This is a genomic window from Streptomyces sp. GDS52 (assembly GCF_052246875.1).
In the GTDB taxonomy this organism is placed as follows: domain Bacteria; phylum Actinomycetota; class Actinomycetes; order Streptomycetales; family Streptomycetaceae; genus Streptomyces; species Streptomyces cathayae.
This window is the reverse complement of the sequence record NZ_CM125966.1, coordinates 3225895-3246062: the sequence shown is the minus strand read 5'-3', so window position 1 is coordinate 3246062 and position 20168 is coordinate 3225895. Positions and strand designations below refer to the sequence as shown.

Sequence of the window (20168 nt, the reverse complement as noted above, 5' to 3'; positions counted from 1 at the left end):
TCTGTATCTGTAGGGGAGTTGAGATGTATCAGCTGGTACGGGCACGGCTGCGTGCCCTGGTGTGCGGGATGCGGGCGACGCGGAGGGACGCCGGAATGGTCACTTCCGAGTACGCGATGGGCATCGTGGCGGCGGTGGCGTTCGCCGTGGTGCTCTACAAGGTGGTGACGAGCGGACCGGTCGACGCGGCGCTGACGAGGATCGTGGAGCAGGCGCTCGATGGCCGGATGTGAGCGCCGGACGTACGACGAGCCCTGTGCGCGGCGTGCGTGGCGTGCGGACCGGGGGTTCGTGACGGCGGAGGCGGCGATGGTGCTGCCTGTGCTGGTGACGTTCACGATGGCGCTGGTGTGGGGGCTGCTGGTGGTGGCGGCGCAGATCCAGTGCGTGGACGCGGCCCGCACGGGTGCCCGCGCGGCGGCCCGGCAGGATCCCCCCGGCGCGGTCGTCGAGGTGGCCCGCCGGGCGGCGCCGTCCGGGGCGGAGGTCACCGTGAGCCGGGAGGGGGCGTGGGCCCGTGTGGTCGTCGTGGCCAGGCTCCCGGTGCTGAGCGGGCTGCCCTTCGACGTACGGGAGGAGGCGGTGGCCGCCGTGGAGGAGACGGTGGGGGCGGGCACATGAGGAGAGGGGGGCTCTGTAACCACAGCCACAGCCACAGCCCCCGGCGCCGGCGCCGATGGCCGGACGGCCGGCTCCCCGCCGGGGTCCTCGGCGGGGTCCGCGGACGCGGACGCGACCGAGGGTCCGCGACCGTCTGGAGCGTCGGGGTGATCGCCGTGCTGTGTGTCGTCTTCGGCGTCGTCCTCGCTCTCGGCCAGGCCGCCGTGGTCCGGCATCGGGCGGCCGGGGGCGCGGACCTCGCCGCGCTGGCGGCGGCGGACCGGTGGAGGGACGGCGAGGCGGCGGCCTGCGCACGGGCCGACCGGGTGGCACGGGCGCAGAACACCCGCCTCGTGCGGTGCGCCGTCGACGGCGAGGTCTCGGACGTGTCGGTGGCCTCCGGACGAGAGCCGTTCGCGGCGGAGATCAGGGCACGGGCGGGGCCTGCCGGTCCGCCTCCCCCGCCGGCGGTTCCCCCGCCTGCGCCGGGGCCCCCTCCAGCAGCACCGTGAGCAGCCGCACCGCGCCCCGCTTGTGCAGAGGGTCGTTGCCGTTGCCGCACTTGGGGGACTGGATGCAGGAGGGGCACCCGGCCTCGCACTCGCAGGACGCGATGGCCTGCCGGGTGGCGGTGAGCCAGTCACCGGCGGTGTGGAAGGCACGCTCCGCGAAACCCGCCCCGCCCGGATGCCCGTCGTAGACGAAGACGGTGGGCAGCAGGGTGTCGGGGTGCAGGGGGACGGAGACGCCGCCGATGTCCCAGCGGTCGCAGGTCGCGAAGAGGGGCAGCATGCCGATCGACGCGTGCTCGGCGGCGTGCAGGGCACCGCCGAGGATCTCCGGGTTGATCCTGGCCCGGTCCAACTGGTCCTCGGTGACCGTCCACCACACCGCGCGGGTGCGCAGCGTACGAGGAGGCAGGTCGAGTTTCGTCTCGCCCAGCACCTCGCCGGTGACGACCCGTCGACGAAGGAAGGAGACCACCTGGTTGGTGACCTCGACGGAACCGAAGCACAGGCGGCCGTCGCCCCACGGGACCTCGGTGTCCGTCTCCAGCACGGAGATGGACGTGGTGTCGCGGGCGACCGTCGTGTAGGACGGGGCGGCCTGCTCGACCAGGGCGACGGAATCGTCCAGGTCGAGGGAGCGGACGAGATAGGTGCGGCCCTGGTGGAGGTGGACCGCGCCCTCGTGGACGGCCGTGTGCGCGGCGCTCGCGTCCACCGTGCCGAGCAGTCGTCCGGTACCGGACTCGACGACCTGGACCGGCCGGCCGCCCTCCCCGCGGATGTCGGTCAGGTCGGCGGCCCGCTCCCGGCGGGTCCAGTGCCAGGCCTTCGTCCGGCGGCGGAGCAGCTTCGCGGCCTCCAGTTGCGGCAGGAGTTCCCCGGCGGCGGGTCCGAACAGTGCCAGGTCCTCGTCCGTCAGGGGCAGTTCCTCGGCCGCCGCGCACAGGTGCGGGGCGAGCACGTAGGGGTTGTCTGGGTCGAGGACGGTGGATTCCACGGGCCGGTCGAACAGGGCTTCGGGGTGGTGGACGAGGAAGGTGTCCAGGGGGTCGTCGCGGGCGACCAGGATGGCGAGGGCACCCTGCCCGGAGCGTCCCGCGCGGCCGGCCTGCTGCCACAGGGACGCCCGGGTGCCCGGGTAGCCGGCGATCACGACGGCGTCCAGGCCGGAGATGTCCACGCCGAGTTCCAGGGCGTTCGTCGCGGCGAGTCCGAGGAGTTCGCCGGAGTGCAGGGCGCGTTCGAGGGCACGGCGCTCCTCGGGGAGGTAGCCGCCCCGGTAGGCCGCCACGCGCCGGGCCAGGGAGCGGTCGCCCGCGGCGCCGGCCGCTGATGCCACTTCGGCGAGGCGTTCCTGGGCGATCACCGAGATGAGCTCGGCGCCGCGCCGGGAGCGTACGAAGGTGACCGAGCGGACGCCCTGCACGGTGAGGTCGGTCAGCAGGTCGGCGGCCTCGGCGGTGGCCGTGCGGCGCACGGGGGCGCCCTTCTCGCCGTGCAGTTCGGTCAGCGGGGGCTCCCAGAGGGCGAACACCAGTTCACCGCGCGGTGAGGCGTCGTCGGCGACCTCGACCACCGGCAGTCCGGTGAGCCGGCGGGCGGCGACCGCGGGCTCGGCGGCGGTCGCGGAGGCCAGCAGGAAGACGGGCGAGGAGCCGTAACGTGCACAGAGGCGGCGCAGCCGGCGCAGCACCTGGGCGACGTGCGAGCCGAAGACGCCCCGGTAGGTGTGGCACTCGTCGACGACGACGTACTTCAGCGACTTCAGGAAGGAGGACCAGCGGGGGTGGGACGGGAGCACGGCCCGGTGCAGCATGTCCGGGTTGGTCAGCACGTAGTTGGCGTGCAGGCGGATCCACTCGCGTTCCTCGAACGGAGTGTCGCCGTCGTGGACCGCCGCGCGCACCGAATGGCCCAGAGGTTGTGAAAGTTCCTTCACAGCGCGGCACTGGTCGGCCGCGAGGGCCTTGGTGGGAGCGAGGTAGAGGGCGGTCGCCCCCCGGCCGTTCGGAGCCTCGGAGCCGTCCAGGAGCGCCGACAGGACGGGCGTGAGGTACGCCAGGGACTTGCCGGAGGCGGTACCGGTGGCGACCACGACCGACTCGCCGTCCAGGGCGTGCTCGGCGGCCCGTGCCTGGTGGGCCCAGGGACGGTCGATGCCCGCCGCCCGCACGGCGGCGAGCACCTCCGGGCGAATCCGGTCCGGCCAGAGGGCATGGCGACCCGCTCGCGGGGGCAAGTGCTCCGTATGTGTGATGCGCGAAGCCCGGCTCGGCCCGGCGGCGAGCCGGGACAGGAGCGCCCCCGGCGCGGGCCGGGAGGCGCTGTCCGTCAGGGGCCGATCGGGTCGGAGATTCTTGGCCATCGGCACCGAGTGTGTCACCGGCATGACGGACAATGGGACCAAGGCGTCGTGCACGCCTGCCGGTAAGTGATTGAATGCCATCGCGGCTGGCGAACCGTCCCGGGGGCTGAGCCGAGATGCCCCAAGGGCGACCGCTCGATAGCTAGGTGCTGGAGGATCCGTGGACCTGTCCCTGTCGACCGAGACCATGGGCGATCGCACGATCGTCAGGGTCGGTGGCGAAATCGACGTATATACCGCGCCCAAGCTGCGCGAGCAGCTGGTCGAGTTGGTGAATGACGGCAGTTTCCACCTTGTCGTCGACATGGAGGGTGTGGACTTCCTGGATTCAACCGGACTCGGCGTGCTGGTCGGCGGACTGAAGCGGGTGCGTGCCCATGAGGGCTCGCTGCGCCTGGTCTGCAACCAGGAGCGCATTCTCAAGATCTTCCGTATCACCGGCCTCACCAAGGTGTTCCCGATTCACACCTCGGTCGAGGAAGCGGTGGCGGCCACCGACTGATCATCGGGTCCGGGCGTCCGCGTCCGGGCAGAGCAGTGAAGTAGGAGGAGGACCGGGCTCTTCGGCAGCCCGGCCTCTCCACCGCACGCCCGAAGTCTGCGAGGGGGATGCATGGCCACCGTTGAGCTCCGCTTCAGCGCGCTGCCCGAGCATGTCAGGACCGCCCGGCTGGTGGCGGCGGCGGTGGCGCGTAGGGCCGGAGTGGACGAGACGGTCCTCGACGAGGTCCGGCTCGCCGTCGGGGAGGCGTGCACCCGGGCCGTCGGACTCCACCGGAACGGTGGAATCTCGGCCCCCGTGAAGGTGCTGCTGACCGAGGAGGAGAAGCAGTTCTCCATCGAGGTCGGTGACGAGGCACCCCATCCGGCTCCCGGCGGGCGGACGCCCGGCGACGGGCCGGGAGGCGCCGAGGCCGAGAGCGAGGAGGACGCGATGGGCCTCGCGGTCATCAGCGGACTCGTCGACGACGTCGAGGTCAGCTCCGGGGAGCACGGCGGGACGATCCGTATGAGGTGGTCCACCACGCCGCCGGCCACCTTCCACGGCTGACCCGCCCGACCGCTCGCCCCGGCCGGCCGCCTGAGCGCCCGGCCGCCCGACCCGAGTCACCCGAACAGCGACTTCTTTTCCGAAGGGCCCCACCCGTGGGGCCCTTCGGCATGTGCGGGCGTCACCACCCACGCTTACTGTGGTTTCTGTTCCGCCGTTCCCGTGCGGTTCACCGCGTGAATTCATTCACGATCCATCGGGCGATCGGTGAATGCTCCAGAGGCATTACAGGTGATCATGGCGTGAAGAGGATGTGCGGCGATTTACATTTAACGCGCTCTGTTTCGATCAGGTTCCGGGTACCTAGAATCCCGTCCACATCTTGAGCTCAGCCCAAGCGTCAAGGAGGACGAATGGCGGGGCTTTCCGTCTCACATCAGTCGGGCCAACCCATCTCTCTCGCAGCAGCCGTGCTGACCGACGACAACCGTGTGCTCGTGGTGGTCATCGGGGTCGTGGCACTGGCGGCACTGGTGGTCGCGGGCGTCCTGGTGCGCCAGGTACTCGCGGCCGGCGAGGGCACCGACAGCATGAAGGAGATCGCCGCAGCGGTCCAGGAGGGCGCGAACGCCTACCTGGCCCGCCAGCTGCGCACACTCGGCGTTTTCGCCGTCGTCGTGTTCTTCCTGCTCATGCTGCTGCCCGCGGACGACTGGAATCAGCGTGCCGGGCGATCGGTGTTCTTCTTGATCGGAGCAGCGTTCTCGGCGGCCACCGGATATATCGGTATGTGGCTCGCCGTGCGCACCAACGTGCGAGTCGCCGCGGCGGCCCGCGAGGCGACACCGGCTCCCGGAGAGCCGGAAAGGGATCTCACCGCCGTCTCGCACAAAGCGATGAAGATCGCTTTTCGCACGGGCGGCGTGGTCGGCATGTTCACCGTCGGGCTCGGCCTGCTGGGCGCCACCTGCGTGGTGCTCGTGTACGCGGCCGACGCGCCGAAGGTGCTCGAGGGATTCGGGCTCGGGGCCGCGCTGATCGCGATGTTCATGCGGGTCGGCGGCGGCATCTTCACCAAGGCCGCCGACGTCGGTGCCGACCTGGTCGGCAAGGTCGAGAAGGGCATTCCGGAGGACGATCCGCGCAATGCCGCGACCATCGCCGACAACGTGGGTGACAACGTCGGTGACTGCGCGGGCATGGCGGCCGACCTGTTCGAGTCGTACGCCGTGACGCTGGTGGCCGCGCTGATCCTGGGCTCGGCCGCCTTCGGTAACGCCGGACTGGCCTTCCCGCTGCTGGTGCCCGCGATCGGCGTCCTCACCGCGATGGTCGGCATCTTCGCGGTGGCTCCGAGACGTTCCGACCGCAGCGGCATGAGCGCGATCAACCGCGGGTTCTTCATCTCCGCGGTGATCTCCCTCGTCCTGGTCGCGATCGCCGTGTTCATCTATCTGCCGTCGTCCTACGCCGGCCTCGACGGCGTCACCGACGAGGCGATCCAGGGCATGGACGGCGACCCGCGGATCCTCGCACTCGTCGCGGTGGCCATCGGCATCGTGCTCGCCGCCCTGATCCAGCAGCTCACCGGCTACTTCACCGAGACCACCCGGCGTCCCGTCAGGGACATCGGCAAGACCTCGCTCACCGGCCCGGCCACCGTCGTCCTCGCCGGTATCTCCCTCGGGCTCGAATCGGCCGTCTACACCGCCCTGTTGATCGGCCTCGGCGTGTACGGGGCCTTCCTGCTCGGCGGTACGTCGATCATGCTGGCGCTGTTCGCGGTGGCGCTGGCCGGCACCGGCCTGCTCACCACGGTCGGTGTGATCGTCGCGATGGACACCTTCGGACCGGTCTCCGACAACGCGCAGGGCATCGCCGAGATGTCCGGCGACGTCGAGGGCGCGGGCGCCCAGGTGCTCACCGACCTGGACGCCGTCGGCAACACCACCAAGGCCATCACCAAGGGCATCGCCATCGCCACGGCCGTGCTCGCGGCGGCGGCGCTGTTCGGCTCCTACCGTGACGCCATCACCACCGGCGCGAGGGAAGTGGGCGAACGGCTCAGCGGCGAGGGCGCGCCGATGAGCCTGATGATGGACATCTCGCAGCCCAACAACCTCGTCGGGCTCATCGCGGGCGCGGCGGTCGTCTTCCTCTTCTCGGGGCTGGCGATCAACGCGGTCTCGCGGTCGGCGGGTTCGGTGGTCTACGAGGTGCGGCGGCAGTTCCGCGAGAAGCCCGGCATCATGGATTACAGCGAGAAACCGGAGTACGGCAAGGTCGTCGACATCTGTACCAGGGACGCCCTGCGCGAACTCGCCACACCCGGTCTGCTGGCCGTGATGGCGCCCATCTTCATCGGGTTCACGCTCGGCGTCGGAGCGCTCGGCGCCTTCCTCGCGGGCGCGATCGGCACGGGCACACTGATGGCGGTGTTCCTCGCCAACTCCGGTGGCGCGTGGGACAACGCGAAGAAGCTCGTCGAGGACGGCCACCACGGCGGCAAGGGCAGCGAGGCCCACGAGGCCACCGTCATCGGTGACACCGTCGGCGACCCCTTCAAGGACACCGCGGGGCCGGCCATCAACCCCCTGCTGAAGGTGATGAACCTGGTGGCGCTGCTCATCGCGCCCGCGGTCATCCAGTTCTCCTACGGCGCGGACAAGAGCGTCGCCGTACGGGTGCTGATCGCGGTCCTGGCGCTGGCCGTGATCGCCGGTTCGGTGTACGTGTCCAAACGGCGCGGTATCGCCATGGGTGACGAAGGCAACTCCGAACCCGACCCCAAGTCGGTCGACCCGGCGGTGGTTTCGTAGGTCCAGTCACCGAAGGCATGCTCACGGTGCGCGCCTCCTTGCCGTGAGCCTTCTCTCGCTTGGTGCAAATGGCTTCAAAACTCGCCTTGACGGACGCCCGGCAGGGGGGTGTCGCCCATCTGGCGTGTATGTTCCGGGGCCGGGAGCCAAGGAAGGGGCCAATCCGGTGAACAAGAAGCTCGCGGCCGCGCTGTCCGGCGGTGCGGTACTGGTGCTGGCGCTGACGGGATGCGGCGGCGACGACGGCAACGAGAAGCTGGATTCCTGGGCGAACCAGGTCTGTGACGCGGTGCAGCCGCAGGCGAAGAAGATCGCGGCCGCCAACGCCGCGATCCAGAAGGAGACCTCGGACAACAGCACACCGGAGGATGTCCAGAAGACCGACTCGAAGGCCTTCCAGGACATGTCCGACGCCTACAAGGCGATCGGCGCGGCCGTGAACAAGGCGGGGGCGCCGGACGTCGAGAACGGCGAGAAGAAGCAGACGGACGCCGTCAAGGAACTCAACGGCATCTCCGCGTCGTACGCCTCCCTGAAGAAGCAGGTCGACGATCTCGACACGGACGACCAGGCGAAGTTCGCCGACGGCCTGAAGGACATCGCCACCGAGCTGGACAAGCTCAGCAAGAGCGGCAACAACGCCCTCAAGACACTGGAGGAGGGCGAGGTCGGCAAGGCGATGGCCCGCCAGCCCAGCTGCAAGACGGCCACCGCTCCGGGCCAGGCCACGCAGGGCTGACGGCGCGGCAGCCGAGGCCGTCACGGAGGTCGTGGCGGTCGTGGGGGCCACGGCGGTCGTGGGGGCCACGGCACGCGGGGGGCGAGGGCGGCGGCCACAATGGAGAGTGTGAGTAACACCGGCCTGCCGCCCTTGCCCCTGCCCCCCTCGGTCCCCTCAGCCCCCTCGGCTCCTCCGGCTCCGTCACCCGGCCGTTCCGACACCGCCGCCCGTCTCCGCGACGCGCTGCTCAAGGCCTCCTTCACCGCCGACGGACTGCTCGAACTGCTCGGCGCTCCCGCGTACGCGGCGCTGGCCCGCAGCGAGACCGTGCCCGCGTTCCGGGCGACGCGCGGTGACACGCCGCTGGAGACACTCGTACGGCTGTTCCTGTTGCAGCAACCCGTGCCCCGCGCACGCGTGGCGGACGTTCTGCCGGTCGACGCCTGCCTGGCGGACGGGTGGCTGGCGCGGGTCGGCGCGGACGAGCTCACCGCGACCGTGGACGTACGGCCGTACGGCGGGCCCGCGGGCGAGGACTGGTTCATCGTGTCCGACCTGGGCTGCGCGGTCGGCGGCGCCGGCGGCATCGGCAGCCGGGAGGAGGGAGTCGTCCTCGGCGTCGGCGGGGCGTCCATGACCCTGGCCGGGATCACCGTCCGCACGCCCGCCGCCTCCGCGCTCGACCTCGGCACCGGCTCCGGCATCCAGGCACTGCACGCCACCCGGCACGCCACGCGCGTGACGGCGACGGACGTCAACCCGCGCGCGCTGCGCATCACCGCGCTCACCCTGGCCCTCTCCGGGGCCCCGGCCGCCGAGCTGCGCGAGGGGTCGCTGTTCGCACCGGTCCGGGAGGACGAGACGTACGACCTGATCGTCTCCAACCCGCCCTTCGTGATCTCGCCGGGCGCGCGGCTCACCTACCGCGACGGCGGGATGGGCGGGGACGATCTGTGCCGCACGCTCGTTCAGGAGGCGGGGGAACGACTGCGTGAAGGCGGGTTCGCGCAGTTCCTCGCCAACTGGCAGCACGTCGAAGGGGAGGACTGGCAGGACAGGCTCAGGTCATGGGTGCCCCGCGGGTGCGATGCCTGGATCGTGCAGCGTGAGGTGCAGGACGTCACCCAGTACGCCGAGCTGTGGCTCCGGGACGCCGGCGACCACCGCGGCGACGCGGCCGACTACCAGGCACGCTACGACGCCTGGCTGGACGAGTTCGAGGCGCGCGACGTGAAGGCCGTCGGCTTCGGCTGGATCACCCTGCGCAAGTCGGGCGCCGCCCTGCCGTCGGTCACGGTGGAGGAGTGGCCGCATCCGGTCGAGCAGCCGCTCGGGGACACGGTGCGGGCCCACTTCGAGCGGCTCGACTACCTCCGTGCGCACGACGACGCGGCGCTGCTCGAGGCGAGCTTCCGGTTGGTCGACGAGGTCGTGCAGGAGCAGGTCGGGCTGCCCGGCGCGGAGGACCCGGAGCATGTGGTGCTGCGCCAGAACCGAGGGATGCGCCGGGCCACCCGGGTGGACACGATCGGCGCGGGCTTCGCGGGCGTGTGCGACGGCACGATGGGCGCGGGCCGCATCCTGGACGCCATCGCCCAGCTCCTCGGCGAGGACCCGGTGCTGCTGCGCGACCGCACGCCCGCCCAGATCCGGCTGCTGGTGGAACAGGGGTTCCTGGAACCGGTCGGGTGACCGGTGGCGGAGTGGCGAGGACGGCGGGTGCCCAGTGGTGCGGTACACGGTGCGTGCGGTGCGGGGAGCGTGCCCGGCAGGTGCTCGGAGAACTGTTCGGAGAAGTGTTCGGTTCGCCAACTTTCGAGTCGTTCCGGACACCTTCACCGGGAGCCGGGCCGCGCCGGCCGCCGTCCCACCCACCCCCGTCGTCCCCGCGTTCACCTCCGGTTCGCCTACGCGCCGCTCGTGCGTGTCAGCCTCATCTTCGGGCCGGCGTCAGCGGCCCGGGGGAAGGGGCTCAGGGAACCATGGAGAGCGGACCGGCGATCTTCGCGGGGCTGGTGTTCTGCCTGTTCGGGGGCGGGTTGCTGGCCTGGACCATGACGGGCGTCCGCCGCGGTCGCCCGGTGGCCCAGGGTGTGAGCCCCGTCGCATCGGCCGGCGTCGCGAGCCTCGTCTCGCTGATCTCCCTCGTCCTCGGCGTGTGGTGTCTCACCCGCTTCTGAGGACCGTCGGCGAACTGGGGATTCGGGTAATCGAGAGGTCGCGCTCCGCAGAGGAGCGGGCCGGGTCCGGACAGTCCGGGCGGCAGGAACGGTGCAAGTCGGGTTACCGTTCGAGTGGCCGTTGCGGGCTTTTCCCGTTTGACACGGGGGCGGGAGGTACCGTCACACTCCGCAGCGTCACGAGCCGTGAATGCAGACCCGACCCCGGGACGAGAGCCCGGGGAGGCCCCAGTGTCGACCGGAGAGAAGAGCGAAGTTGTCCCCGACCAGCGAGACCGCGAAGGGCGGCCGCCGACTCGTCATCGTCGAGTCGCCTGCCAAGGCGAAGACGATCAAGGGCTATCTCGGCCCTGGCTACATCGTCGAGGCGAGCGTCGGGCATATTCGCGACCTTCCCAACGGCGCCGCGGAGGTGCCCGAGAAGTACACCGGTGAGGTCCGCCGTCTCGGTGTGGACGTCGAACACGACTTCCAGCCGATCTATGTGGTCAACGCCGACAAAAGGGCCCAGGTCAAGAAGCTCAAGGACCTGCTGAAGGAGTCCGACGAGCTCTTCCTCGCCACCGATGAGGACCGCGAGGGCGAGGCCATCGCCTGGCACCTCCAGGAAGTCCTCAAGCCGAAGATCCCGGTCAAGCGGATGGTCTTCCACGAGATCACCAAGGACGCGATCCGCGAGGCCGTGGCCAACCCGCGCCAGCTCAACCAGAAGCTGGTCGACGCCCAGGAGACCCGCCGCATCCTCGACCGCCTCTACGGCTACGAGGTCTCGCCGGTCCTGTGGAAGAAGGTCATGCCCCGGCTGTCCGCCGGCCGTGTCCAGTCCGTCGCCACCCGGCTGGTGGTCGAGCGGGAACGCGAGCGCATCGCCTTCCGTTCCGCCGAGTACTGGGACCTGACGGGCACCTTTTCCCCCACCTCCGGCTTCGCTCCGGCGGGGGGACCCCCATCCGGCCGCGCGGGGGACGCCTCCGATCCGGCGTCGCTGGTCGCCCGTCTCCAGAGCGTCGACGGCAGGCGCGTCGCTCAGGGCCGCGACTTCGACTCCCTGGGCCGGCTCAAGAGCGCGAACACCCTCCAGCTCGACGAGGCGAACGCCCGCGCCCTGGCCGCCGCCCTGGAGAACACGCGGTTCTCCGTGCGGTCCGTCGAGTCCAAGCCGTACCGCCGCTCGCCGTACGCCCCGTTCCGTACGACGACACTGCAGCAGGAGGCGAGCCGCAAGCTCGGCTACGGCGCGAAGGCCACCATGCAGATCGCGCAGAAGCTGTACGAGAACGGCTACATCACCTACATGCGTACGGACTCGACGACGCTGAGCGAGACGGCGGTCGCCGCCGCCCGCGCCCAGGTCACGCAGCTGTACGGCGCCGACTACCTGCCGCCGCAGCCGCGCACCTACGCCGGGAAGGTGAAGAACGCCCAGGAGGCGCACGAGGCGATCCGCCCCTCCGGCGACCGTTTCCGCACCCCGGCCGAGACCGGCCTGACCGGCGACCAGTTCCGGCTCTACGAGCTGATCTGGAAGCGGACCGTCGCCTCCCAGATGAAGGACGCCACCGGTAACTCCGTCACCGTGAAGATCGGCGGCACCGCGTCCGACGGCCGGGACGTCGAGTTCACCGCGTCCGGCAAGACCATCACCTTCCACGGCTTCCTGAAGGCGTACGTCGAGGGCGCGGACGACCCGAACGCCGAGCTCGACGACCGCGAGCGCCGGCTGCCGCAGGTCGCCGAGGGCGACGCCCTGACCGCCGAGAAGATCTCGGTCGACGGCCACGCCACCAAGCCGCCGGCCCGCTACACCGAGGCGTCGCTGGTCAAGGAGCTGGAGGAGCGGGAGATCGGCCGCCCGTCGACGTACGCGTCGATCATCGGCACGATCCTCGACCGCGGCTATGTGTTCAAGAAGGGCACGGCCCTGGTGCCGTCCTTCCTCTCCTTCGCCGTGGTCAACCTGCTGGAGAAGCACTTCGGCCGGCTCGTCGACTACGACTTCACCGCCAAGATGGAGGACGACCTCGACCGCATCGCACGCGGTGAGGCGCAGTCCGTGCCGTGGCTGAAGCGGTTCTACTTCGGCGAGACCGTGCCCGACAGCGGCTTCGCCGCGGGCGGCACCGGCACCGACAACGGTGGCGCGGCCGAGGCGGGCAACGGCGACGGGGACCACCTCGGCGGCCTCAAGGAACTGGTGACCGACCTGGGCGCGATCGACGCCCGCGAGGTGTCGTCGTTCCCGGTGGGCGACGGCATCGTGCTGCGGGTCGGGCGCTACGGCCCGTACGTCGAGCGCGGTGAGAAGGACGCGGAGGGTCACCAGCGGGCCGACGTCCCCGAGGACCTGGCGCCCGACGAGCTGACCGTCGAACTGGCCGAGGAACTGCTCGCCAAGCCGAGCGGCGACTTCGAGCTGGGCACCGACCCGGCGACCGGCCGCCCGATCGTCGCCAAGGACGGCCGCTACGGGCCGTACGTCACGGAGATCCTCCCCGAGGGCACGCCGAAGACCGGCAAGAACGCGGTCAAGCCGCGCACCGCCTCCCTCTTCAAGTCGATGTCCCTGGACACGGTGACGCTCGACGACGCGCTGAAGCTGATGTCGCTGCCGCGCGTGGTCGGCGCCGACGCCGAGGGCGTGGAGATCACCGCGCAGAACGGCCGCTACGGGCCGTATCTGAAGAAGGGCACCGACTCGCGGTCGCTGCAGTCCGAGGAGCAGCTCTTCACGATCACGCTGGAGGAGGCGCTGGCGATCTACGCCCAGCCCAAGCAGCGTGGCCGGGCCGCGGCCAAGCCGCCGCTGAAGGAGCTGGGTGAGGACCCGGTCAGCGGGAAGCCGGTCGTGGTGAAGGACGGCCGCTTCGGTCCGTACGTCACCGACGGCGAGACCAACGCGACCCTGCGCTCCGGTGACAGCGTCGAGACGATCACCCGGGAGCGCGGCTTCGAGCTGCTGGCCGAGAAGCGCGCCAAGGGGCCCGCCAAGAAGACGGCCGCCAAGAAGACGGCCGCCAAGAAGACCCCGGCCAAGAAGACGGCCGCCAAGAAGGCCCCGGCGAAGAAGACGGCGGCGGCGAAGAAGACCGCGGCGAAGTCCACGACAGCGAAGACCACGACGGCGAAGAAGACGACGGCGACCAAGGCCGCCGCGAAGAAGGCGACGGCCGTGAACGGCGCCGAGGACTGAGGCGCCCTCGGGACCCCGTGCGGCACGGCGGTCCGTCGTCCGCTCCCAGGTGTGGATCTTCGCCAAGGGTTCGGAATGCGAACGCCCCGGCACCACTTCGGTGCCGGGGCGTGCGCATGCCAGGGTGAAGCGCCGTGATGTCGGCGCGGGCCGATAGGCTGAACGCATGATGCGAGCCGAACCGCCAGCGGCCCCTCAACCGGCCCCCGACGACGCACTGGTCGCGGACTCCCGCGAGCGCGCCGTCCGCGCCCTGCTGCGCCGTCCGCAGCTGAAACGGCTGTGGAGCGCGCAGTTCGTGGGCGGCGTCGGTGACATCCTCGCCCTCCTCGTACTGGTCCTCCTCGTCCTCCAGGCGACGATCGCCGAAGGTTCGTTCGGCGGCGGCTCCCGGGGCGCCGCGTTCGCAGTGGCGACCGTTTTCGGGGTGCGGATCCTCGCGACGCTGCTGTTCGGCGCCGTTCTCCTCGGCCCGCTCACGGCGCTCACCTCGCCGGACGGACCGCTGGACCGCCGCTGGACCATGGCCGGCGCGGACGGGCTGCGGGCGGCCCTGCTCATCGTCGCCCCGCTGTGGATCGACTGGATGCCCGAAAACGCCCTGGCCGTCCTCCTCGTCACCGCCTTCGTGACATCGGTCGCCGAGCGGTTCTGGACGGTGTGCCGGGAGGGCGCGGCCCCCGCGCTGCTGCCCGCCCCGCCCCCGGAGGGCGCGACGGTGCGGCCGTTGCCGGACCACATGGACGCGCTGCGCCGCCTGTCGCTGCGCACGACCTTCGTGGTGGTGCCGGTCGCGGCCCTCGTACTCGTCGTCGCCGGGCTGTTCAACAACCTGCTGGGCACGGGCGTCGACTGGTTCGCCCAGCACCAGGCGGCCCTCGCCTCGTACGTCGCGGCCGGACTGTTCGCCGCGTCGCTGTCGATCCTGACCTTCCTCGAGCTGCCCGCCGTGCGCACCCCGCGCCCGCGCTCACCGCTGGAGGGGCTGCGCCGCCCGAAGAGCGCCGCCGGCGCCGGTCCCGACAAGGGCCGCACCGGCGTGATGCCGCTGCTGGTGCTGGCGTCCGGCCTGGTGGCCGCCGCGGTGTCGGCCGCCGTCGCGGTGTTCGTGCTGCACGCCACGGACCTGGGCGGCGGGCCCGTGCTGTACGGCCTGCTGGTGGGCGCGCTGACCGGCGGTGTCGTCGTCGGCATACGGACGGCGCCCTCCCTGCTGCCGTCGCTGTCGCGGCGCCGCCTGCTCGCCCTGGCGCTCGCCTTCACCGGCGTCGCGCTGCTGGCCGCCGGTCTGGTGCCGGACGTCACCAGCGTGCTGCTGATCATCGTGCTGGCCGGCGTGGGCGCGGGCATCGCGGCCAACACCGGGCACACGCTGCTCGACCAGGAGATCGAGGACCAGCGGCGGGCCCGTACGACGGAGCACCTGCACGCGGTCGTCCGCGTCTTCGTGGCACTCGGCGCGGTGATCGCCCCGCTGGTGGCCGCGGCCATCGGGCCGCACCGGCTGGAGAGCGGCCGGTTCGTCTTCGCGCACGGCGGTGCCGCGTTCACGCTGATGCTGGTGGGCGCGCTGCTGCTGCCGGTGGCCGCGCTGGTGCTGGCCAAGGTCGACGACCGTTCCGGGGTGCCGCTGCGCCAGGATCTGCGGGACGCGCTGCTCGGCGGCGACGACCCGGTACCGGTCCCGGCGGGCGCCGGCTTCTTCATCGCCCTGGAGGGCGGCGACGGGGCCGGGAAGTCCACCCAGGCCGAGGCGCTCGCCGAGTGGATCCGGGCCAAGGGCCACGAGGTCGTGCTCACGCGCGAGCCGGGGGCGACCCCCGTCGGCAAGCGGCTGCGGTCGATCCTGCTGGACGTCTCCAGCGCCGGGCTGTCCCACCGCGCGGAGGCGCTGCTGTACGCGGCGGACCGCGCCGAGCACATCGACACGGTCGTACGGCCCGCACTGGAGCGCGGTGCCGTCGTCGTCTCGGACCGCTACATCGACTCCTCGGTGGCCTACCAGGGCGCCGGACGCGACCTGTCCCCGACCGAGATCGCCCGCATCAACCGCTGGGCGACCAACGGCCTCGTGCCGCACCTCACCGTGCTGCTGGACGTGGCGCCGGAGACCGCGCGCGAGAGGTTCACCGAGGCACCGGACCGGCTGGAGTCGGAGCCCGCCGAGTTCCACGCACGCGTGCGGGCCGGTTTCCTCACCCTGGCCGCGGCCGACCCCGGCCGGTACCTGGTGGTCGACGCCGGCCAGGAGCCGGACACGGTCGGCACCGTGATCCGGCACCGGCTCGACCAGGTGCTGCCGCTCTCCGAGGCCGAGATCCGGGCCCGTGAGGAGGCGCGGCGCAAGGCCGAGGAGGAGGCCCGCCGCAAGGCGGAGGAGGAAGCGGCGCGCAAGGCCGAGGAGGAGCGCCTGGAGCGCGAGCGCCAGGAGCTGATGGAACGGCTGCGTGCCGAGGAGGAGGAGCGCAAGCGGCGCGAGCTGGAGGAGGCACAGCGGCGCGAGGCCGAACGGCAGGCGGAGGAGGCCCGGCAGCGTGCCGAGGAGGCCGCCCGCCGAGCCGAGGAGGAGCGCCGGCGGCTCCTCGCCGAGGAGAAGGCACGGGCGGAGGAGGAGACCCGGCGCAGGGCCGAGGAGGAGCGCCGCCGCAAGCAGGCCGAGGAGGCGGAGCGGCTGCACGCCGAGGCCGAGGCGCTGCGCCTGGAGAAGCAGCGCAAGGCCGAGGACGCGCTGCGGCGGGCCGAGGAGGCCCGGCGCAGCGCGGAACGGGCCGCGGCCGCGGCGGAGACGGGCCCCAAGGCGACGGACGGGGCCGGTCCCTTCGGGGCGGCGCCGGGCGCCACGGACGAGACGGCGGTGCTGCCGAGGGTGCCGGGCACGGGCCGGCGTGACGCAGGGCCTCCCGGTTCCTCCGGGGCGTCGGTGCCGCCGGTGCCGTCGGCTTCGTCCGGGCCTTCCGCGGCCGAGGTGACCACCGAGCTGCCGCAGGTGTCGGTTCCGCCCCGGGCGGCCGACGAGACCGAGGTGCTGCCCGCTGTGCCGCCGCGGGGTGACGTGGAGGAGACGGCGGTACTGCCCGCGGTCCCACGGGACGACAATGAGGTGAGCACACGCGAGCTGCCCCAGGTCGACCTCGAGAACATGCCGGGCCGGAACAGGCAGCGTCCGGACTGGGCCGAGGAGACCCCGCTGGACGACCTGCCGACGCTGGCGGACGAACTGCTGGGCCCGCGCGGCGACGGCCAGGGCGGGCGCGGCGACGAGGGTGGCCGGGGCCGGGGCCGCTGACAGGAGTGGCGGTGCCTCGTACGCGGTGGACGTGACGGAGGTGCGGTGGACGTGACGAAGACGCGGCGGATGGAAGGGCGGCGTGACCCATGACCGTGTGGGACGACCTCGTCGGGCAGCAGCGGGTGAGTGAACAGCTCACCGCCGCCGCCCGGGACGCCGATGCCCTCGTCACCGCCGCGGCGGCCGGCGCTCCCGCGCCGGCGGCGTCGAAGATGACCCACGCCTGGCTGTTCACGGGCCCGCCCGGCGCCGGACGCCACCAGACGGCGCGCGCCTTCGCCGCCGCGCTGCAGTGCGTCAGCCCCGACCGTGCCCTCGGCGGAGTCCCGGGCTGCGGATTCTGCGACGGCTGCCACACCGCCCTGATCGGCACCCACGCCGACGTGAGCACGATCACCGCCGTCGGCGCGATGATCCTGGTGCGCGACATGCGCGACACCGTCCGCAAGTCGTTCACCGCCCCGGCGAACGGCCGCTGGCAGGTGATCCTCGTCGAGGACGCCGAGCGGCTGAACGAGAGCTCCGCCAACGCCGTCCTCAAGGCCGTGGAGGAGCCCGCCCCCCGTACGGTCTGGATGCTCTGCGCCCCGTCGGTCGAGGACGTCCTGCCGACGATCCGCTCCCGCTGCCGCCACCTCAACCTGAGCACGCCCTCCGTGGACGCCGTCGCCGACCTGCTCGTACGACGCGAGGGCGTCGAGCCGGACGTGGCGGCCGCCGTCGCCCGCGCCACCCAGGGCCATGTCGACCGGGCCCGCCGCCTGGCCACCGACCCGGCGGCCCGCGAGCGCCGCGCCGCCGTGCTGAAGCTGCCACTGCGGGTCGACGACGTGGGGAGCGCGCTCAAGGCGGCCCAGGAGCTCGTCGACGCCGCCGCCGAGGACGCCAGACAACTGGCCGAGCAGATGGACACCAAGGAGACCGACGAGCTGAAGGCGGCGCTCGGCGCGGTCCAGGGCGGTCGGCTGCCCCGCGGTACGGCGGGTGTGGTCAAGGACCTGGAGGACATGCAGAAGCGCCGCCGAACGCGTACGCAGCGGGACAGCCTCGACGTGGCCCTGACCGACCTCACCAGCTTCTACCGCGACGTCCTCGCGCTTCAGCTCGGCTCCCGCGTCGCCCTCGCCAACACGGACGCCGAGGAGGCCCTGGAGCGCCTGGCGCGCGGCAGCTCCCCCGAGTCCACACTCCGCCGCCTCGAGTCGATCGCCGCCTGCCGCCACGCCCTCGACCGCAACGTGGCCCCGCTGCTGGCCGTGGAGGCGATGACCATGGCACTCAGAGCGGGCTGAATCCGCGCGCCCCGTAACTCGTACGGGGCACGGGGCGCACACAAAGCACTCGGGCCGTCGCTCACAGTTACGCTCGCATCATGCACACACGGCGCACCCTTCACCGCAGGACCCGCACCGCAGCCACGCTGCTCGCCGCCGCCGCGCTCCTGGTCTCCGGCTGCTCCTCCGGGAGTACGACGAGCACCACCGGTTCCGCGAAGTCGGCGGCGAAGGAGACGGCGACACTGGCCGCACTGCCCCGCGCCACACCCGCGGCGCTCACTCCGTACTACGAGCAGAAGCCGAAGTGGCGCGACTGCGGGGCGCCCGGCTTCCAGTGCGCCACGCTGAAGGCCCCGCTCGACTACGCCGACCCGTCCGCCGGTGACATCCGCCTCGCCGTGTCCCGGAAGAAGGCCACGGGCCCGGGGGAGCGGCTGGGCTCGCTGCTGATCAACCCCGGCGGGCCGGGCGGCTCGGCGATCGGCTACCTCCAGGCGTACGCCGGCATCGGCTACCCCGCCGAGGTGCGCGCCCGCTACGACATGGTGGCCGTCGACCCGCGGGGCGTGGCCCGCAGCGAACCCGTCGAGTGCCTGGACGGCCCCGAGATGGACACGTACACACAGACGGACGTCACACCGGACGACGCGAAGGAGACCGGCAGGCTGGTCGCCGCGTACCGGAAGTTCGCCGAGGGCTGCGGGGCGGACGCGCCGAAGCTGCTGCGCCATGTGTCGACCGTCGAGGCGGCCCGGGACATGGACATCGTGCGGGCGGCGCTGGGCGACGAGAAGCTGAACTACGTGGGTGCCTCCTACGGCACCTTCCTCGGGGCGACGTACGCGGGGCTCTTCCCGGACCGGACGGGCCGGCTGGTGCTGGACGGCGCGCTGGACCCCTCGCTGTCGGCGCGGCAGCTCAACATCGAGCAGACGGCGGGCTTCGACACGGCGTTCACGGCCTTCGCGAAGGACTGCGTACGACAGAGCGACTGCCCCCTCGGCGGCCGGAACACCGGTGTCGAACAGGTCGGCGAGAACCTGAAGGAGTTCTTCGCCGAACTCGACGCCCGGCCGATCCCCACCGGGGACACCGCGGGCCGCAGGCTCACCGAGTCGCTGGCCACCACCGGCGTGATCGCGGCCATGTACGACGAGGGCGCCTGGCCACGGCTGCGCGCGGCACTGACGGCGGCGATGAAGAAGAACGACGGCGCCGGACTCCTGGCCCTCTCCGACAGCTACTACGAACGCGACGCCAAGGGCGACTACGCGAACCTGATGTTCGCCAACGCCGCCGTGAACTGCCTGGACCTCCCGCCCGCCTTCACCTCCCCGGACCAGGTACGGGGCGCCCTCCCCGACTTCGAGAAGGCATCCCCGGTCTTCGGCGAGAGCTTCGCCTGGGCCGCCCTGAACTGCGAGTACTGGCCGGTCGCCGCCACGGGCAAGCCCCAGCGCATCGAGGCGAAGGGTGCGGCCCCGATCGTCGTCGTCGGCACCACCCGCGACCCCGCCACCCCCTACCGCTGGGCCAAGTCCCTCGCCGGCCAGCTCTCCTCGGCCCGCCTGCTCACCTACGAGGGCGACGGCCACACCGCCTACGGCCGGGGCAGCGACTGCATCGACTCCGCGATCAACACCTACCTCCTCCGCGGCACCCCGCCCACGAACGGAAAGCGCTGCTCATAGCCGGTGCGCCCACCCCGGAGGCAGGCCCCCCGGCCCGCCTCCGGGGCAGGTGCGAAGCACCATCCGAAACTGTGTAGACTTACCGACGTCGCTGATCGCACCATGGTGCCGACAGCGTGCGCCGCCTTAGCTCAGATGGCCAGAGCAACGCACTCGTAATGCGTAGGTCTCGGGTTCGAATCCCGAAGGCGGCTCTCCGGAAAAGGTCCAGCTCCGTACCCATGAGCTGGGCCTTTTCCGTTCAGCGGATGCGCCGACGGCGCTGTGCCCGGGCCACCGAGGCATTGCCTGCGTGAGCAATGCGGAACTCACTTCCGTCGAGAAGGCCGTCGACCGGACCCTGCCCGCAGCACGAGCACCAGCAGAACGGAGTCGCCCGCCTGGAGTCCTGGCGGATCTCGAACGGACGCCGATGCAGCCCACACCGCATGACGCCGGTCGCCAGGTCTTCCCTTGCCCTGGAGGGGCAACGCTGAAGGGGCTCACTGATCGGCTTCGGTCTTCGGATCGACCCGATGAGTGCCCAGGTTATTTCT

The 20168-nt window shown here is 71.8% G+C and carries 14 protein-coding genes, 1 tRNA gene and 1 pseudogene; 15 read left to right on the top strand and 1 reads right to left on the bottom strand.

Translation table 11 applies throughout. From position 1 onward, the window contains the following. Positions 1–23 precede the first annotated feature (23 nt). From ACTWJ9_RS14710 to ACTWJ9_RS14700, 3 genes are read left to right on the top strand one after another with little or no spacing between them, the layout of a single operon-like run. Entirely contained in the window at positions 24–233 is a 210-nt protein-coding gene (locus ACTWJ9_RS14710) for a DUF4244 domain-containing protein (protein WP_279334681.1), read from the top strand. After that, the gene (locus ACTWJ9_RS14705) at positions 220–621 is read left to right on the top strand and encodes a TadE family type IV pilus minor pilin (protein WP_279334680.1); all 402 of its coding nucleotides are present in this window, start codon (positions 220–222) and stop codon (positions 619–621) included. The genes ACTWJ9_RS14710 and ACTWJ9_RS14705 overlap by 14 nt, the downstream gene beginning before the upstream one ends. Beyond that, complete coding sequence (locus tag ACTWJ9_RS14700) at positions 618–1112, top strand: Rv3654c family TadE-like protein (RefSeq protein WP_387037805.1); 495 nt, start codon at positions 618–620, stop codon at positions 1110–1112. The genes ACTWJ9_RS14705 and ACTWJ9_RS14700 overlap by 4 nt, the downstream gene beginning before the upstream one ends. On the opposite strand, the gene ACTWJ9_RS14695 is transcribed toward ACTWJ9_RS14700, so the two are convergent. Continuing rightward, positions 1027–3555 carry a DEAD/DEAH box helicase gene (locus ACTWJ9_RS14695; protein ID WP_279334678.1) on the bottom strand — a complete coding sequence of 843 codons (2529 nt, stop codon included), beginning with the start codon at positions 3553–3555 and terminating at the stop codon, positions 1027–1029. The genes ACTWJ9_RS14700 and ACTWJ9_RS14695 overlap by 86 nt on opposite strands. A 79-nt stretch (positions 3556–3634) precedes the next feature. Here ACTWJ9_RS14695 and bldG point away from each other — a divergent pair, with 79 nt between their 5' ends. The 12 genes and pseudogenes from bldG to ACTWJ9_RS14635 form a co-directional block, all read left to right on the top strand. Beyond that, on the top strand, positions 3635–3976 hold the full coding sequence (bldG, locus tag ACTWJ9_RS14690; protein WP_003991900.1) for an anti-sigma factor antagonist BldG: 342 nt from the start codon (positions 3635–3637) through the stop codon (positions 3974–3976). Between the two features lie 111 nt (positions 3977–4087). Continuing rightward, positions 4088–4525: an ATP-binding protein gene (locus tag ACTWJ9_RS14685; RefSeq protein ID WP_279334677.1), complete on the top strand. Its 438-nt coding sequence runs from the start codon at positions 4088–4090 to the stop codon at positions 4523–4525. Between the two features lie 353 nt (positions 4526–4878). Then, the gene (locus ACTWJ9_RS14680; RefSeq protein WP_279334676.1) at positions 4879–7284 is read left to right on the top strand and encodes a sodium-translocating pyrophosphatase; all 2406 of its coding nucleotides are present in this window, start codon (positions 4879–4881) and stop codon (positions 7282–7284) included. Positions 7285–7450: 166 nt separating this feature from the next. Further along, positions 7451–8023 (top strand): small secreted protein, encoded by a 573-nt coding sequence (locus tag ACTWJ9_RS14675; RefSeq protein ID WP_279334675.1) that lies wholly within the window; start codon positions 7451–7453, stop codon positions 8021–8023. Between the two features lie 108 nt (positions 8024–8131). After that, entirely contained in the window at positions 8132–9697 is a 1566-nt protein-coding gene (locus ACTWJ9_RS14670) for a DUF7059 domain-containing protein (protein ID WP_443295814.1), read from the top strand. 290 nt (positions 9698–9987) lie between these two features. Continuing rightward, on the top strand, positions 9988–10185 hold the full coding sequence (locus tag ACTWJ9_RS14665) for a hypothetical protein (protein ID WP_443295813.1): 198 nt from the start codon (positions 9988–9990) through the stop codon (positions 10183–10185). Between the two features lie 256 nt (positions 10186–10441). Next, entirely contained in the window at positions 10442–13375 is a 2934-nt protein-coding gene (gene topA / locus ACTWJ9_RS14660) for a type I DNA topoisomerase (protein ID WP_443295812.1), read from the top strand. 166 nt (positions 13376–13541) lie between these two features. Next, a complete protein-coding gene (tmk, locus tag ACTWJ9_RS14655) occupies positions 13542–16661 on the top strand; it encodes a dTMP kinase (protein ID WP_443295811.1) in 3120 nt (1039 codons plus the stop codon). A gap of 89 nt (positions 16662–16750) precedes the next feature. After that, on the top strand, positions 16751–17956 hold the full coding sequence (locus ACTWJ9_RS14650) for a DNA polymerase III subunit delta' (RefSeq protein WP_443295810.1): 1206 nt from the start codon (positions 16751–16753) through the stop codon (positions 17954–17956). An 80-nt stretch (positions 17957–18036) separates the two neighbouring features. Continuing rightward, on the top strand, positions 18037–19632 hold the full coding sequence (locus tag ACTWJ9_RS14645; RefSeq protein WP_443295809.1) for an alpha/beta hydrolase: 1596 nt from the start codon (positions 18037–18039) through the stop codon (positions 19630–19632). Between the two features lie 120 nt (positions 19633–19752). Further along, positions 19753–19826, top strand: a tRNA-Thr gene (locus ACTWJ9_RS14640). A 110-nt stretch (positions 19827–19936) separates the two neighbouring features. Further along, positions 19937–20108: pseudogene (locus ACTWJ9_RS14635) on the top strand (IS5/IS1182 family transposase); the annotation flags it as partial. Between the last annotated feature and the right edge of the window lie 60 nt (positions 20109–20168).

Excerpts from the sequence above, each read along its gene's own strand:
- ACTWJ9_RS14710 (WP_279334681.1), top strand. The coding sequence starts at position 24 with ATGTATCAGCTGGTACGGGCACGGCTGCGTGCCCTGGTGTGCGGGATG.
- ACTWJ9_RS14705 (WP_279334680.1), top strand. The coding sequence starts at position 220 with ATGGCCGGATGTGAGCGCCGGACGTACGACGAGCCCTGTGCGCGGCGT.
- ACTWJ9_RS14700 (WP_387037805.1), top strand. The coding sequence starts at position 618 with ATGAGGAGAGGGGGGCTCTGTAACCACAGCCACAGCCACAGCCCCCGG.
- ACTWJ9_RS14695 (WP_279334678.1), bottom strand. The coding sequence starts at position 3,555 with ATGGCATTCAATCACTTACCGGCAGGCGTGCACGACGCCTTGGTCCCA.
- ACTWJ9_RS14685 (WP_279334677.1), top strand. The coding sequence starts at position 4,088 with ATGGCCACCGTTGAGCTCCGCTTCAGCGCGCTGCCCGAGCATGTCAGG.
- ACTWJ9_RS14680 (WP_279334676.1), top strand. The coding sequence starts at position 4,879 with ATGGCGGGGCTTTCCGTCTCACATCAGTCGGGCCAACCCATCTCTCTC.
- ACTWJ9_RS14665 (WP_443295813.1), top strand. The coding sequence starts at position 9,988 with ATGGAGAGCGGACCGGCGATCTTCGCGGGGCTGGTGTTCTGCCTGTTC.
- tmk (WP_443295811.1), top strand. The coding sequence starts at position 13,542 with ATGATGCGAGCCGAACCGCCAGCGGCCCCTCAACCGGCCCCCGACGAC.
- ACTWJ9_RS14650 (WP_443295810.1), top strand. The coding sequence starts at position 16,751 with ATGACCGTGTGGGACGACCTCGTCGGGCAGCAGCGGGTGAGTGAACAG.
- ACTWJ9_RS14645 (WP_443295809.1), top strand. The coding sequence starts at position 18,037 with ATGCACACACGGCGCACCCTTCACCGCAGGACCCGCACCGCAGCCACG.